The sequence below is a fragment of the Kitasatospora viridis genome (genome assembly GCF_007829815.1).
GTDB lineage: Bacteria > Actinomycetota > Actinomycetes > Streptomycetales > Streptomycetaceae > Kitasatospora > Kitasatospora viridis.
The window spans coordinates 4,592,832-4,607,228 of record NZ_VIWT01000001.1; the positions used below are offsets into that span (position 1 = coordinate 4,592,832).

The 14,397-nt window shown below is 75.1% G+C and carries 10 protein-coding genes and 1 pseudogene; 5 read left to right on the top strand and 6 right to left on the bottom strand.

All coding sequences use genetic code 11. The annotated features are described in order from the left end of the window. Window positions 1-42 precede the first annotated feature (42 nt). The gene (locus tag FHX73_RS20710; RefSeq protein ID WP_145906420.1) at window positions 43-873 is read left to right on the top strand and encodes a thioesterase family protein; all 831 of its coding nucleotides are present in this window, start codon (window positions 43-45) and stop codon (window positions 871-873) included. Between the two features lie 7 nt (window positions 874-880). Here the strand turns inward: FHX73_RS20710 and FHX73_RS20715 are convergent, their stop codons facing one another. Then, complete coding sequence (locus tag FHX73_RS20715; RefSeq protein ID WP_145906421.1) at window positions 881-1,495, bottom strand: RBBP9/YdeN family alpha/beta hydrolase; 615 nt, start codon at window positions 1,493-1,495, stop codon at window positions 881-883. Between the two features lie 92 nt (window positions 1,496-1,587). Between FHX73_RS20715 and FHX73_RS20720 the strand changes: the two genes are divergently transcribed. Further along, a complete protein-coding gene (locus FHX73_RS20720; protein WP_145906422.1) occupies window positions 1,588-2,235 on the top strand; it encodes a TetR/AcrR family transcriptional regulator in 648 nt (215 codons plus the stop codon). A gap of 48 nt (window positions 2,236-2,283) precedes the next feature. Further along, the gene (locus FHX73_RS20725) at window positions 2,284-2,823 is read left to right on the top strand and encodes a GNAT family N-acetyltransferase (protein ID WP_145906423.1); all 540 of its coding nucleotides are present in this window, start codon (window positions 2,284-2,286) and stop codon (window positions 2,821-2,823) included. A 243-nt stretch (window positions 2,824-3,066) separates the two neighbouring features. Here FHX73_RS20725 and FHX73_RS20730 read toward each other — a convergent pair. From FHX73_RS20730 to lanL, 5 genes and pseudogenes are all read right to left on the bottom strand, one after another. After that, window positions 3,067-4,779 (bottom strand): annotated as a pseudogene (locus tag FHX73_RS20730) (ATP-binding cassette domain-containing protein); the annotation flags it as partial. Then, complete coding sequence (locus FHX73_RS47260; protein ID WP_145906424.1) at window positions 4,776-6,806, bottom strand: ATP-binding cassette domain-containing protein; 2,031 nt, start codon at window positions 6,804-6,806, stop codon at window positions 4,776-4,778. The pseudogene FHX73_RS20730 and the gene FHX73_RS47260, both read right to left, overlap by 4 nt. Window positions 6,807-6,940: 134 nt before the next feature. Beyond that, window positions 6,941-7,081: a VenA family class IV lanthipeptide gene (locus FHX73_RS44810; protein ID WP_170304982.1), complete on the bottom strand. Its 141-nt coding sequence runs from the start codon at window positions 7,079-7,081 to the stop codon at window positions 6,941-6,943. A gap of 208 nt (window positions 7,082-7,289) precedes the next feature. After that, window positions 7,290-9,353, bottom strand: coding sequence for a S9 family peptidase (locus FHX73_RS20745; RefSeq protein WP_145906425.1), 2,064 nt, complete (start codon window positions 9,351-9,353; stop codon window positions 7,290-7,292). After that, window positions 9,350-12,286: a class IV lanthionine synthetase LanL gene (gene lanL / locus FHX73_RS20750; RefSeq protein WP_342795310.1), complete on the bottom strand. Its 2,937-nt coding sequence runs from the start codon at window positions 12,284-12,286 to the stop codon at window positions 9,350-9,352. The genes FHX73_RS20745 and lanL overlap by 4 nt, the downstream gene beginning before the upstream one ends. A gap of 372 nt (window positions 12,287-12,658) precedes the next feature. Between lanL and FHX73_RS20755 the strand changes: the two genes are divergently transcribed. Both FHX73_RS20755 and FHX73_RS20760 read left to right on the top strand, forming a co-directional pair. Further along, window positions 12,659-13,504 carry a Nif3-like dinuclear metal center hexameric protein gene (locus FHX73_RS20755; protein ID WP_145906427.1) on the top strand — a complete coding sequence of 282 codons (846 nt, stop codon included), beginning with the start codon at window positions 12,659-12,661 and terminating at the stop codon, window positions 13,502-13,504. Window positions 13,505-13,646: 142 nt separating this feature from the next. Beyond that, the gene (locus FHX73_RS20760; RefSeq protein ID WP_145906428.1) at window positions 13,647-14,390 is read left to right on the top strand and encodes a zinc ribbon domain-containing protein; all 744 of its coding nucleotides are present in this window, start codon (window positions 13,647-13,649) and stop codon (window positions 14,388-14,390) included. Window positions 14,391-14,397: the final 7 nt, after the last annotated feature.

The following is a 14,397-nucleotide window of genomic DNA, read 5'->3' on the forward strand; positions in this document are numbered from 1 at the left end:
TCTCTCGGGTGCCGTTGTGAACCGTCCTGAGGAGAACCGTCCTTGACCGCCCCCACCACCCCCACCGCCCCCACCGCCCCCACGGTCTCGCCCGGCAGCTACTACCAGCGCATCGACGAGCACCGCTACAAGCCCACCGCCCATGCCGGGGGCGCCTGGAACCTGGACGAGCAGCACTTCAGCCCGCTGGCCGGCCTGATCGTGCACGCGATCGACCGGCACCGCGCCGCCCGCCCCGACGACGGACTCGTGCTCGCCCGGATCAGCTACGACATCCTCGGCCGGATCGCCCTCGACGAGTGCGAGATCACCGTGCAGACCGTCCGGCCCGGCCGCACCGTCGAGTTGGTCGAGGCGGTGGTGGTGATCGGTGGGCGTCCGGTGGTCCGGGCCCGCGCCTGGCTGCTGGAGACCCTGGACACGTCGGCCGTCGCCGACACCCCGGTCGCGGAGTTGCCCGCACCCGAGTCCCTCGACCCCTGGCCGATGGGCGAGTTGTGGGGCGGCGGCTACATCGCCTCGATCGACGTGCGCCGGCACCGCGAGCGCCCCGGCCGGTCGACCGCCTGGCTGAGCACCCCGCACGAGCTGGTCGCGGGCGAACCGGCCGGCCCGCACGCCGCGTTCATCGCCCTGGTGGACACCGCGAACGGCATCGCCGTGCAACAGCCGCCCACCGAGTGGATGTTCCCCAACGTGGACCTGACCATCCACCTGCACCGCCGCCCCGAGGGCCGCTGGACCGGACTGGACACCACCGTCAGCTTCGGCCCGACCGGACACGGCGTCACCAGCACCGTGCTGCACGACACGGCGGGCCCGGTGGGCCGGGCCGAGCAGATCCTCACGGTGCGTCCGCTGGGCGCTATGTGACGTAGTGTCAGCTGGTTTCGATGGTTGCGGCCTCGGCCTCGGCGAGGATCTCCCGAACCAGGGCGGTGACCTGCGGGACCGTCACCTCGGGCAGGGCGCCCGGGCTCCAGTTGGGCAGGTGGCCGCCCTCGGGAAGGACCACGGCGGTCGCGCCGAGCTCGGTGACGAACGTGCGGACGTGCTCGAACGGTTCGGGCACCAGCACCGGATCGTCGGCCGCGACCAGGATCCGGACCCGGCCGGCCGCGGCGCGGATCCGCTGCCAGTCGAAGTCGCCGTCGAAGAACTCCTTCAGCGGGTCGTAGCCCACCTCGTGGGCCATCGTGGCGACCAGCACCACGCCCGCGAAGGCCCCCCGCCGCTCGGTGTCGTGCTGCTGGAGCACCCGCAACAGGTTGACGCCGCCCAGGCTGTGGCCGACCAGCACCGTCTCGGCGGGTTCGACGGCGGCCGTCAGACCGGTGATCCCGGCGGCCCAGGCGGCGGGCTGCGGGGAGTTCGGGTCGGGCAGTGCGGGCACCAGGACCTGCCGGCCGTCCGCCGTCAGATCGGCCTTCAGGTGCGGGTACCAGAGGTCGTCCGGCGTGGTGGTGATGGCGTGCGAAACGATGACCGTGCTCATGAGTTCCAGCCCCCTATGGTTCGGCGAGCGGCGTTTTATCGAAACGATCCGTCGCGTTTCGATAAAACTAGCACGCTGCTACCGTTCGGTCCATGCAAGATCCGCAGGACCAGACCCCAGGCGACGGTGGCGACAGCCGGCCCCGCCGTCCCGAGCAGACCCGCCGCCGCACCGGCGGCCGGATCCGCAGCGAGGACGCCCACGAGCAGACACTCCTGGCCACTGCCGCGCTGCTGGAGGAGATCGGCTACGGCCGGCTCACCATCGAGGGCGTCGCCGCCCGGGCCGGCGTCGCCAAGAGCACCGTCTACCGCTGGTGGAAGTCCAAGGCGGCACTGGTGATGGACGCCTACGGACTCGCCGTCACGCAGCGGATGCCGGAGCCGGACAGCGGCGACTGCGCCGAGGACCTGCGGATCTTCGTGCGTCAGCTGTACTCCGTGGTGGAGCACCCGACGAGGGCGGAGGCGCTGCGCGGCCTGATGGCCGAGGCGCAGCTCGACCCCGAGTTCGCGCCCCGGTTCACCGAGTGGGTGCGCAGCCGGCGTCAGGTGGTGGCCGCGCTGCTCGCGCGCGGCGCGGCGCGGGGTGAGCTCGCCGCCGACCTCGACCTGGAGCACGCCGTCGACCTGGTCTTCGGCCCGTTCTGGTACCGCTTGCTGGCCCGGCACCTGCCCCTCGACCCGGCCGACGCCTCCGCCCACGTGGACCGCTTGCTGGCGGGCCTGCGGGCGAGTTGACCGGAGGGGTGGAGCGGGCCGCCGGGGCGGGCTCGTTACCGTGATGGCATGCCTGGGACGACTGGGAAGCCAGACGCAGCCGCGATCATCCGTCGAGCCGAGCCCCGAGACGAGCGCTCCTTGGCCGAACTCCGGGCCCTGACCTGGTCCTGGCGGAGCGAGGTCACCCCGCCGCCCGCGCCCGGTGCCCTGGTCTTCGTCGACGGCCGCTGGCCCGAGCAGTACCTGGTCGCCGAACTCGACGGCCACGTGATCGGGTTCATCCGGCAGGTGCCGCCCACCTCGTTGCCGAGCAACCGGCACGTCCGGCAGATACAGGGCCTCGCCGTCCACCCCGCCGCCCAGGGAAGCGGGTTCGGGCGCGCCCTGGTCGAGGCGGCGTGCGCGGCGGCCCGGGAGGAGGGCGCGCGCCGGATGACGCTACGGGTGCTCGGGCACAACACTCCCGCCCGGCGCCTCTACGAGCGGTGCGGCTTCGTGGTGGAGGGCGTCTGCCCGGAGGAGTTCTTCGTCGGCGGGCGCTACGCGGACGACGTGCTGATGGGGCGTCGGCTGGTCGGTCCGGACGGGTCGCTCGGCGCAGCCTGAGGCTGAGCTTGCGGACTGCGCGGTGAGCCAGTGGCCGACCAGCTCGCGGTAGAACGGCGAGAGCACCTGGAGGTCGCCGTGCCGGGCGGTGATCGCCCGGCCGTGGTCGAGCAGCAGCACGCGGTCGGCGCGCAGTGCGGAGGCGAGGCGGTGCGCGATCACGATCAGCGTGCCCGGACGGTCGGCGAACGCCGCCTCGGCGCGGGCCTCGGCGGCCGGATCGAGGTGACAGGTGGCCTCGTCCAGGATCACCACTGGTGCGGGGGAGAGGTAGGTTCGGACCAGCGCCAGAAGTTGGCGCTCGCCGGCGGACAACGCGGTGGCGGGGTCCGGGAGTTCGGCGTCCAGCCCGCCGAGGCGGTCCACCAGGTCGGTGGCGCCGAGGAGTTCGATGGCGTCGAGCAGGGTTCGGGTGCTGGGTGTGCTGGGGCCGGCGGGGTTCGGCCGGCCGGGGTTCGGCTGGCGGGGGTTCAACCAGCCGGGGTTCAACCAGTCGAGGTTCTCGCGGACCGTGCCGGTGAACACGTACGCCTGTTGCGGGACCAGCGCGACGAGGGCTGCCCGGGCGGGCGGCGGGAGTTGGTCCGGGCGCGCGTCGCCGAGCCGGATCTCGCCGCCCTCGGGGGTCAGGAGGCCGGCCAACAGGGCGGCGAGGGTGGACTTGCCGGTGCCGCTCGCGCCGACGACGGCGAGGTGGCCGCCCGGGGGGATGTCGAGGGTCAGGTCCGTCAGGACCGGTGCCGCGGCGTGGGGGTGGGTGTAGCGGAGGGCGGTGGTGCGCAGGTGGGGTGTGGGTGGCGGTGTGGGTGCAGGTGCGAGGGTAGGTGCGGGGATGGGGGTGAGCGTCGTGGTGGTGGACAAGCGGTCCAAGGTGACGGCCAGTTGGGGCAGCCAGCCGCCCACCGCGCCGGACAGGGTGCGGATGGCGGGCTCCAACTGCTGCGTCAGGTAGGCGAGCACGCCGATCACCTGGCCGGCCGTCAGCTGGTGGTGGCGGACCAGCCACGGTGCGGCCACCAGGACGAGCAGCACCGGGAGGCGGCCGCCCAGCGCGATGGTCAGGGAGCGCAGGGCGGTTGTGCGGGCGAGCGCGCGGGTGGCGGTGAGCTGGGCGCCGAACGCCTCGCCGACCCACACGGCCACCCGCCGCTGGGAACCCGCCGCAGCCACGTCGCGCAACCCGGCGAGCGCTGACCCGGCATCGGCGGCCACCCGTTCGTCGGCGAGCACGACCGCCTGCCAGCGGGCGAGCACCGGGCGCAGCAGCCGTGCGAACAGCAGCGCGGCGAGGGCGAGCGGTGCTAGCACCAGTGGCAGCACGGCCGGCGCGAGCAGCGCCAGTCCGAGCACGGCGCCGACCAGGCTGACCCCGATGCCGCGCAGCGTGCGGAGCAGCGTCGCCGTCAACTGCCGGACGGTTTCCACCTGTTCGGTGAGCCGTGCAACCTCGGCCGGATCGGCGGTGGGACGCGCCAGTGCGCTCTCCACCACCTGACGGACCAGCCGGTCCCGCATCGGCTCCACGACGTCGGCCACCGCCGGGAACGCGGCCCGGGCAGCCCAGCCGCGCAGGAGCAGCGCGACACCGAGGACACCCAGCCACGCGCACCCCGTGAGCGGTCGGCCTGCCAGGAAGCCACGGTCGGCGGCGGTGGCGAGCAGCAGGCCGGAGAGCAGCGGCGGGAGCGCCTCCACCATGGACCACGCGAGGACGCGGACGACGGCCGGGCGGGCGGCGCGCAGGTGGGGGAGGAGGTGGCGCAGGGGGTGGGGGGTGGAGGGGGACGGGGAGGGGGAGAGGGTTGGAGCTGGGGGAAGGTGGGGATTTGGCGACTTGTCGGCTTGTGGCGAGGCGTCAGGTCCGTTGGGTGCAGGCGTGGGTGCGGACCTTGGGAGGGTGAGGTGGAGCGTCGGGGCGTCGGCGAGGCGCTCGCGGTGCTCGGGCTGCGGGCTCATGGGGTGGCAGCTCCGGCGGGTGCGGCGGTTCCGGCGGCGAGGGTGGTGCGGTAGTCGGGGTCGGTGAGGAGCACCGAGTGCGGGGCGAGGGCGCGGAGCCGGCCGTTGTCGAGCCAGGCGACCAGGTCGGCCCGGGCGGCGGTGCCGGCGCGGTGGGCGACCAGCAGGCGGGTGCGGCCGGCCGTGGCCTCCTCCAGGGCACGGGTCACCTGGTACTCGGTGGCCAGGTCCAGGCTGGAGGTCGCGTCGTCGAGCACCACGACCCGGGGGGACTGCGCCAACAGGCGGGCCAGGCCGAGGCGTTGCAGCTCACCGCCGGAGAGCCGGAGGTCTCCCGGCCTCGTGTTCTTCCCGGCCGGGAGGCGGTCGGTGAACTCGGCGGCCCGCGCCGCCCGCAACTCCGCCGGGCCGGCGCCCTCCAGGGCCTCGCCGAGGGTGCGGCCGACCAGCACGGGGCGCTCGAAGGCGTAGCCGATCGCCTCGCGTCGCTGGGCGGGGGAGAGGCGGGTGACCGGCACCCCGTCGATCAGGACCTCGCCCTCGTCGGGGAGCCGCAACCCGCCCGCGAGCGCGGCGAGCAGGGACTTGCCCGACCCGGAGCGGCCGACCAGCGCCACGGTGCAGCCGGTCGGGACGGTGAGGGTGAGCGGACCCAGGAGGGGTTTGCCGCCTTCGGAGGTCACCCGGATCTGACGGAGCATTAGCTCGCTGCTAATGCTGGGCATTATTAACGGCTCGCCGGTGGGGTGTGGGGGTGGTGAGAGGTGGGCGCTGGTGCGGGCGTTGGGGTTGGCGTTGGCGGTAATGGGGGGCATTAATGTGGACTCGGAATTGGCGGGAGGGGTAGCGGGCGGCGCAATGGTGCTCGCTCTCTGACGATTCATTAGCTTTCGGCCAATAATGGGCAGTATTAACGCTGTTCGGGGGTGCGGGCTGGGGCGGAAGCGGGGGTGGCGGCGGGGCTGGATGTGGCGGCGGCGCCGGAAGTCGGGCCGGCCGACTTCCGGCGCACCACCCGCGACCAGTGCGCCATCGCCAACTGGCGCACCATCAGCAGGCCCCACGCCGCCAGGCCCCACGCCGCCAGCCCCCGCGCCGCCAGCCCCCGTGCCGCCCGTCCCCGCCCCCGCGCCGACCTCCAACACCTCCCCCAACCGCGCCCGCCCCGCCCGCGCGTGCGCCAGCGCAGCCAGCGCCTCGACCTGCTCGAAGAACCCCACGCCGAGCGCCGACCACCCCGCCGCAGCGGCCAACGCCCCGGCCGGCAGTGCGTGCTGGGCCACCAGGGTGCCGGCCGTCGCGAGCACCGCCAGCTCGACCGCCGCGATCAGCAGCATCGCCTGCCACACGATGCGGCGCTGGGCCCGCCACAACTCGTGTCCCGCGCCCGAGAGTTCCTCCAACGGCTGGAGCACCCGGGTGGCCTCGCGGTGTTCGGCCGCGGCGGCGTGGATGCTGCGCAGGCCGTCGAGGGCGCCGGTGAGTCGGGCGGCGAGCGCGGACTGGGCGCGCTGGTAGCGGACGAAGACGGCGCCGGCCCGGTGGCCGAACACCCGCACCAGCAGCACGCCGGGGACCACGCCGCCGAAGAACGCGAGCGCGAGCCAGGGAGAGAGCAGGCCGAGGCCGATCACCGCGCCGAGCGAGGTGAACAGGGCGGTCGCCGTGCCGATGGTGGCCGGCAGGCGGTTCCCGGCGTCGGTGGTGGCGGTCACCAGGCGGGCCGTCAGGTCGCCGGTGGGCCAAGCGGAGGCGCGGTGTGGATCGAGGGTCAGGAGGTGGCCGAGGAAGCGTTCGCGCAGCGCTGCGGTGGCGTCGGCGGAGCAGACGGGGGAGACCAGCGCGACCGTGGCGGTGGTGGCCGCACCGCCGAGCAGCACGGCGGCCAGCAGCAGCACGGCGGAGCCGTACCCGCCGCGCGACAGGACGGCATCGGCCGCCCCCGCGATGGCGGCCGGGAGGGCCAGGGTCAGGGCGGAGTCCAGCGGCGCCGCGATCAGCAGCACCACGGTCCGGCTGGGCGGCATGCGGCTCCTCCAAGGGCAAGGCAAGGCAGGGCAGGGCCGGCAGGGCAGGGCAAGCGGGCGTCGGGGCAAGGCCTGGTGGCCCAGGACCCGAGGGGTCCTGGGCCACCAGGAGTGGGGTGACTGACCGGCGACCGTCAGGCGATGGTGAAGATCAGGCAGGTCAGGATCAGACAGGTGAACTGGCACCCGTTGCCGTGGCCGGTCAGCTCGACGGACTCGGTCTCCGGCAGGTCCTGCAGGGCGGCCAGGTCGGTCTCGAAGCTGGTCATCTCCATGGTGGGTTTCCTCCCCTAAAAGGTGCGGCCGCAGTTGGCGGTCCGCTGACTGTCGGGTGGTGCGATCTGCCCCTGGCCGAGTCGACCTCCGGCCGAGTCGACCCCCGGCCGAACCGGCCGGGCGGGCAGTCCCCCCGTCGCCGCGTCGCGATCGCGGAACGGGAAAGTCTTGGTGGTGAAGCGAACTGACGGAACGTCAGGAGCGACGTCAGACCGGGCGTCCGGTGCGCAGGAAGCCGGCCAGCAGCTCGTGCAACACGGCCGAGCCCTCCTCCGCGAGCACCTCGTGTCCGGTGCCCGCGGCCTCCACGTAGCGGAAGTCGCTGCCCTCGGTGCGCCCCAGCCGCAGCAACTCGTGCCGCAGCGCGCGGGATTGGCTGACCGGGATCACCTCGTCCCGCTCCCCGTGCACGATCAGCAGCGGCGCGGTGAGCCGGTCGGCGAGCGCGAGCACGTCGCGCGGACCGAGCGCGTCGTGCAGCGGTTCGTCGCCGCCCAGTCGGCTGGTGAGCGCCCGCACGGGCGGTGCGGCCTCGGCGAGCAGTCGCCCGCCGGACAGGAACGGGGCCACCACGGCGCACCGCGACACCCGGTCGCCGGACGCGTGGGCGACTGCCAGCAGGGCGAGGAACGCGCCGTAGCTGACGCCGAACAGCGCGGGCGGCTCCAGCCCGATCGCGGCCCGCTGTCCGGCCACGCCCTCCAGCAGGGCGAGCACGTCGGCCAGGTCGGGACCGCCCCAGGCGCCCTTGACCGCCATCGCGTGGTGCTCGCCGTAGCCCGTGCTGCCGCGCTGGTTGGGCGCGAGCACGGCCAGGCCCTCGGCGGCCATCCGCTGCAGAGCGGGGTCGAACTCCAGGCGCCAGGCGTCGGCCGGGCCGCCGTGCAGGGCGATCACCAGGTGCGGGCTGCTCAGCCAGGCCTCGCCGCCGTAGACCACCGCCTCGATGGGGCCGGCCGGTCCGGCCAGTTCCAGGCTCTGCGCGCCGTGCCAGCGGCCGCCGTCGGTCGGCGGCGCGCTGCCGTCGAGGCGCCAGCCGGTCTCCGGGGTCACCGGCGCACCGCCCACCTGGGCCGGGACCAGCCCGGGCACCCGCGCGGAGACCTGCCCGGTCACCTGGCCATGCGTCAGTTGCCCAGACACGACCTGCCCGGGCGCGGCCGGGTTGGGCACCAGCCGGGGCCCGGAGAGCGGCGCCAACGAGAGCGGCAGCGCCCCCGTCCCGCCCACCGACCCGCCGAGCGGACGGCGCAACTGGTCCACCCGCAGGGTGGCGAGCGCGGTGGGGTGGTCGGGCGCCGAGTAGGGCATCCGCAGCCCGGCGGCGGACCAGTGGCCGATCGCCCCGAGCCGGCCGGGCGGCACGGCCAGCGGTTCCAGCCGCCCGGCCGTCGGCTCCCAGAGCGCGAGCGCCGAGGTGACACCGTGGTCCACCTGGATCGCCACCCTGGTCCGGTCGGCGGAGGCGGCGCCCGGCTCCAGCACCACGGGGCGCAGGAAGAGCCCGGGCACGTGCAGGCACTCCGGGAACCGGACCGGTGCCGCCCCGCCGAGCACGCCCCAGCCGAGCCGGTCCTCGCCGGGCGCGTCGCTGCGCAGCAGCAGGAACCGGGTGTCGGGGTCGAAGAGCACCAGCCGGTCGTTGCTGCGCTCGGCGATCTCCAGCAGCGGGGTCACCGTGCCCAGCCGCAGGTCGAGCACGACGGTCTTGACCACTCCGGCCCGCACCCGGTCCAGGGCGAGCAGCCGACCGGTCCGGTCGAGCCAGACCCCGCCGCCGTGCAGGCCGGGGAACTCGGCGACCTGCCGCGGCGGCCGCCCGTCGGCGAAGAGCAGCCAGGCCCGGGTGGTGGGCGTGATGTCGGTGCCGAGCGCGACGGCGACGGGGGCGTCCGGCGCACCGTCGGCGGACGGCACGGCGAGCAGCCGCAGGCCGAGCATCCGCAGCGTGGCGAGCGAGGTCTCGGTGGCCGGTTCGCCGTTGCCGCCGGGGGCCAGCAGCACCAGGTCGTGCCGCTCGCCGTCGTGTCGGCAGGCCAGCACCCGGCCGTCGGGCAGCGCGAGCAACTGGGTGCGCAGGTTCTCCGAGCGTTGGGCGGCCAGCGGCAGGGCCACCGGTTCGGCGGGCAGGCCGGGGCGCAGGCGCCAACTCTCGGCGTACCAGCCGCTGTCGGGGCCGGCGGCCAGGCAGGCGGCGTGCGAGCCGTCGGCGGCGAAGGTGAAGCTGAGCCGCCGTTGGGCCGGGGCCAGGGCGCGGACGGCGGTGTTCATGCGCGGACCTCCGTCATGCGGGCGGACGTGATCGGGGTGCCGGGGTTCGGAGAAGCGGTGGCAGCCGCCGCGCCCGGTCCCACCGGGTCGAGCCAGAGCCGTGGCCCGCCCTCGCGCAGCCGCAGCAGGAAGGCGAGCGGTCCCGCCGTCCCGGTGCCGTAGGCGGCCGCGCAGCCGGTGCCGGTCTCGTCGGGCAGCACCAGCAGCCCGCCCCGCAGCACCGCCCGGGCGCCGATCAGCTCGGCGAACTCCGCCGCGCCGTCCCGGAACCGGTCCTCGCCGGTGGCGTCGGCCAGGTCGAGCAGGAACTCGCCGTCCCCGGCCAGTCCGTGGCAGGCGCTGGTGCCGCTGTGCCAGCGGTTGTCCAGCACGGCCTGCCCGGCGGCCAGCGCCAGTTCGCCCGCCTCGGCGTCCCCGGTGGCCCGCCAGAGCCGGACCAGGAAGCTGCCCACCCCGGAGGAGCCGCTGCACCAGTGCGCCAACCGCACCGACGCCGGGTCACCGGCCGACTGCGGCCACCATCCGGCCACCGCACCACCACGGCCACCAGGGCCACCAGCACCACCAGGGCCACCGGCCCCCGACCGCACCGTCGCGGCCAGCGTCCGCGCCGCCCGCCGGGCCCCGTCCAGCGCGGCGTCGTCACCGGTGGCCAGGTGCACGGCGAGGAGGAAGGCGCCGACCCCGGCGACCCCGTGCCCGTACCCGAGGTGGGTGATCCCGGCCAGGCCGGAGTCGAAGGTCTTCGGCACCGGCCAGACGGTGCCGTACGGCTCCTCGCCGGCCGCCGCGAGCAGCGCCCGGGCCCCCGCCAGCGCGGCCGGGTGGTCGCCGAGCCGCAGCCGCAGGAAGCCGGCGCCGGCCGCGCCGTGGCAGACGTCGGGGTTGGGCCAGCGCACCGGGACCGGCTCGGCGAGCCGACGGGCCCGGGCCGCGGCGGCGGGGTCGCCGAGCGCCTCGGCGGCGTCCAGCAGCGCCCAGGCGGTGCCGGAGCGGCCGAAGTGCAGTCCGGGCAGCACCACCGGCTCGGCGGCGCAGCGCCGCTCGATCCAGTGCACGGCCTGACGCAGCGTCGGCTCGGCCTCCGGGTGCACGGTCAGCGCGCGGGCCAGCAGGGCGACCACGCCGGCCGCGCCGTGCTGCACGTTGCAGGGGTCGGTGAGCAGTCCGCCGGGCACGGTCGGCCAGAGCCGGTCCGGCCGGTGCGGCGTGGCGGTCTCGGTGAGCCGGCGCAGCCCGTCCCGCAGCAGCCGGTCGAGCGGCTGCGCGGCCGGCGCCGGTGGTGGTCCGGCGGGCGCGCCGAGCAGTTCCCGGGCGCGCTCCAGCGAGCACCGGTCGGCCGGGTCCGGTGCGCGCAACTCGGCGATCAGCGGTGCCAGTTGACGAGCCGTCCGGCCGGTCCTGGCGGCCAGCGCGAGCCAGCGGTCGAGGCGCTCGGGCACCGGGTCGGCCCCGGGCAGCTGCTCGGCCTCGGGGAGCAGCGGATCGTGGCCGGTGGCGAGCAGGAAGAGCAGGCCGCCGAGGGCGTAGCGGTCGGCGGCGGGGTCCGCGACGGCGGCGGGGCCGCGCTGCTCGGGGGCCCGGTAGCCGGGGGTGCCGGCGGTGCCGGCCCGGGTGCCGGCCGCGCAGGCCAGCTCCAGGTCGATCAGGCAGAGCGCGGCCGGGGCGGGTGCGCCGGCCGGACCGTCGTCCCGCACCAGCACGTTCCCGGGCGCCAGGTCCCGCAGCACCACCCCGACCCGGTGCACCCGCTCCAGCAGGTCGACCAGTGCCAGTGCCATCGGCTGCGCCCGCTCCCAGGGCACGTCCGGCGCGCCGTCCCGGGTCAGCTGGGCGGCGACCCAACTGCCGAGCGGCTGGCCCGCGATGTGCTGCTGCACCAGCAGCAGCGAGTCCTGCTGCTCGATCAGGTCGAGCGGGCGGGCGGTGAGCCCGTGCCCGGCCAGCTCGGCGAGCATCCGGGCCTCGTGCCGCAGCGCGCTGCGCGCCTCGGTGCCGGCCCGGTCCACCTCGATGTGCGCACGGGCCTGCTTGACCACCACGGCGGTGCCGTCGGTGGTGTCGGTGCCGAGGAAGACGCCGCCCTTGGCCGAGTGCCGCACGGCCGCGGTCAGCGCGTACCGCCCGCCGACCAGCACGCCGCCGCCCCCTTTCGCGCCGCCGCCGGCGCCGGAACCGTTGCGCACCGCACCCGCCTCCCCTGCCCCTGTTCGTGCCGGCCCGGCCACCAGTGACGGTGCCTCCCGGAGCGGGTCCGCCGCCCACGGCGGACAGCGGTAGGTCGCTGCCCGAACATCTTCGAAACGCTCTCCGTCAGGTCCGGTCAGAATCGATCGATAAGCACCGTCATTGCCGAGTTCGGCCCGCCCGGAAAAAGCGCCGTAGCGATAATGCACCAGACTCCCCGGAGCGAACTGACGGTCCGACAGCACGACCGGTCCGGGCATTCCCTCGGTCGCCAGGTGCAATTCCGCGGCGAGCCGCCGGAACTGCTCCTCGTCGGCCGGATAGACGGTGATGAACTTTCCGGCGGAGCCCCGGTCGCTGTTCCGGGAATTCACCTGGTGCAGGGTTTCCCGGTCCATCGCGAACTTGAAGGTGCAGGGATCCTCGGCGATCACCGTGGCGACCGCCGAAAGCACCTCGGCGGCCACCGTGGCGGCGGCGCTCACATGGAGCTTCCACCCCTGCTCCGGCGGCGCCGGAACCCCCTCGGGCGGCCGGACCGTGCACCAGAAGCCGTCGTAGCCGGCTCCCCAGCCGCCTGCGACGCCCCCTTCGCCCGACCCTCCGGCGCCGGCCACGGCCGCCCGTGCCACCTCCACCAGCATGTCGTCCGCAGGTGCTCCGGTACGCCACGCGTCGTCCACCTGATCCGGCCCCCCAGCCGCGCACAGTGGTGTGCCCGTCCCCATGTTGCTTTCACACCCCATTCATCTGCCCGGCGGTTCGGATATCGGTGTCGAAGGGCCGTCGGACGGCCCTCGGAAGTGCGGGAGAAATCCGGCTCCGCGCGCCGCCCGAAAGCGGTGCGCGACTCCTTTTCCGGCCCCCCGACCGGATGACTTCCCGATGCACTGGAGAAGTTACTTTCGGTGCCCGGGCGGCTCAACGTGGAGCGGGTCACTTCACTCTTAAGGGTGATCTGAATTCGTTTTCCCCGGCGCGCGGGCCGCTCCTCCTGCTTCGCGCGTCCCGCGCGATCGTCATACGGCCGCCGCCGAACGGGGTCGGCGCCCGGCGCACCGGGGTTGACGAGCACCCGTCCGCCCCGGTCCCGGCCGGGTAGGCGGTAGTCTCAACGGGTGCCGAAACTGTCCGAGGTCATCACCGCGCTGGAAGAGCTGTACCCACCCCGGTGGGCGGAGTCCTGGGACGCCGTCGGTCTGGTCTGCGGAGACCCGCAGGCCGAGGTGCGCCGGGTGCTGCTCGCAGTGGACCCGCTGCCCGCGGTGGCGCACGAGGCCGCCGAGTGGGGCGCGGACCTGCTGTTCACCCACCACCCCCTCTACCTGCGCGGCACCACCAGCGTCGCGGCGACCTCGTTCAAGGGCCGGGTGGTGCACCAGCTGATCCGCTCCGGCACGGCACTGCACGTCGCGCACACCAACGCCGACCACGCCGACCCGGGCGTCTCCGACGCGCTGGCCGCCGCGATCGGCCTGACCGTGCTCGGCCCGCTGGTGCCCGACCCGACCGACCCGGCCGGGCGGCGCGGCAGCGGCCGGATCTGCGAACTGCCCGAGCCGGAGCCGCTGAGCGCCTTCGCCGCCCGGGTGGCCGCCGCACTGCCCGCCACCGCCACCGGCATCCGGGTGGCCGGCGACCCCGACGCGGTGATCAGCCGGGTCGTGGTCAGCGGCGGCTCCGGAGACAGCTTCTTCGCCGAGGTCCGGGCAGCCGGCGTGGACGCCTTCGTCACCGCGGACCTGCGCCACCACCCCGCCTCCGAAGCCTTCGCGGCCGAGCCCGTCGCCCTGGTCGACGCCGCGCACTGGGCCACCGAGTGGCCCTGGCTCGGCCAGGCCGCCCGCGAGCTCGACGCGATCGCCGAGAAGCACGGCTGGGAGCTGGAGACCCGGGTCTCCACCCTGGTCACCGACCCGTGGACGGCGCACGCGCCGATGTCCACCCCCGCACGGCAGCCCTAGCGCCGCCCGCACCCGCGTGGCGGCCCCGGCGCTGCCCGCACCCGCGCGACAGCCCCGCCGTCGCGCGACCCCGGGCGGCCGCCCCGGCCGCCGCCCGCCCACCGCTCGACCCAGTCTCAACGCCTCAACAGGAGCTCCCCGCTTGAACGCCGCGCCCGCCGACCAGATCCGCCTCCTCGACCTGCAGGCCATCGACTCCAAGCTGGACCAGCTGGCCCACCGGCGCCGCAGCCTGCCCGAGCACGCGGAGATCGACAAGGCCACCGCCGACCACGCCGCGCTCAAGAGCCTCGTGGTCGCCGCCGAGGCCCAGCAGGGCGACACCGCCCGCGAGCTGACCAAGGCCGAGCAGGACGTCGACCAGGTCCGCACCCGGGCCGCCCGCAACCAGCAGCGGATGGACTCCGGCTCGGTCACCTCGGCCAAGGACCTGGAGAACCTGCAGCACGAGAACGCCTCGCTGGCCAAGCGCCAGGGCGACCTGGAGGACGTGGTCCTGGAGGTGATGGAGCGGCTGGAGAGCGCCCAGACCCGGGTCATCGAGCTCTCCGGCCGGCTGGAGCACTCCGAGGTGGTGCTCAAGGAGGCCACCGAGCGCCGCGACGCCGCCTTCGCCGGCATCGACGAGGAGGCCGCCAAGGTCGCCCGGGACCGCGAGACGGTCGCCGCGGTGATCCCGGCCGACCTGCTCAAGCTCTACACCCGGCTGCGCGAGCAGCAGGGCGGCGTCGGCGCGGCCCGGCTCTACCAGCGCCGCTGCGAGGGCTGCCGGGTCGAGTTCGCGGTCTCCGACCTGAACGCGATCAAGGCCGAGCCGGCCGACGCGGTGGTCCGCTGCGACAACTGCGGCCGGATCCTGGTCCGCACCGCCGACGCCGGTATCTGAGGGTCCG

What these genes read in the sequence shown, in the direction of transcription:
- FHX73_RS20715 (WP_145906421.1), bottom strand. Translation starts at nt 1,495, where the DNA reads ATGAGCACGGTCATCGTTTCGCACGCCATCACCACCACGCCGGACGAC.
- FHX73_RS20720 (WP_145906422.1), top strand. Translation starts at nt 1,588, where the DNA reads ATGCAAGATCCGCAGGACCAGACCCCAGGCGACGGTGGCGACAGCCGG.
- FHX73_RS20725 (WP_145906423.1), top strand. Translation starts at nt 2,284, where the DNA reads ATGCCTGGGACGACTGGGAAGCCAGACGCAGCCGCGATCATCCGTCGA.
- FHX73_RS47260 (WP_145906424.1), bottom strand. Translation starts at nt 6,806, where the DNA reads ATGCCGCCCAGCCGGACCGTGGTGCTGCTGATCGCGGCGCCGCTGGAC.
- FHX73_RS44810 (WP_170304982.1), bottom strand. Translation starts at nt 7,081, where the DNA reads ATGGAGATGACCAGCTTCGAGACCGACCTGGCCGCCCTGCAGGACCTG.
- FHX73_RS20745 (WP_145906425.1), bottom strand. Translation starts at nt 9,353, where the DNA reads ATGAACACCGCCGTCCGCGCCCTGGCCCCGGCCCAACGGCGGCTCAGC.
- lanL (WP_342795310.1), bottom strand. Translation starts at nt 12,286, where the DNA reads ATGGGGTGTGAAAGCAACATGGGGACGGGCACACCACTGTGCGCGGCT.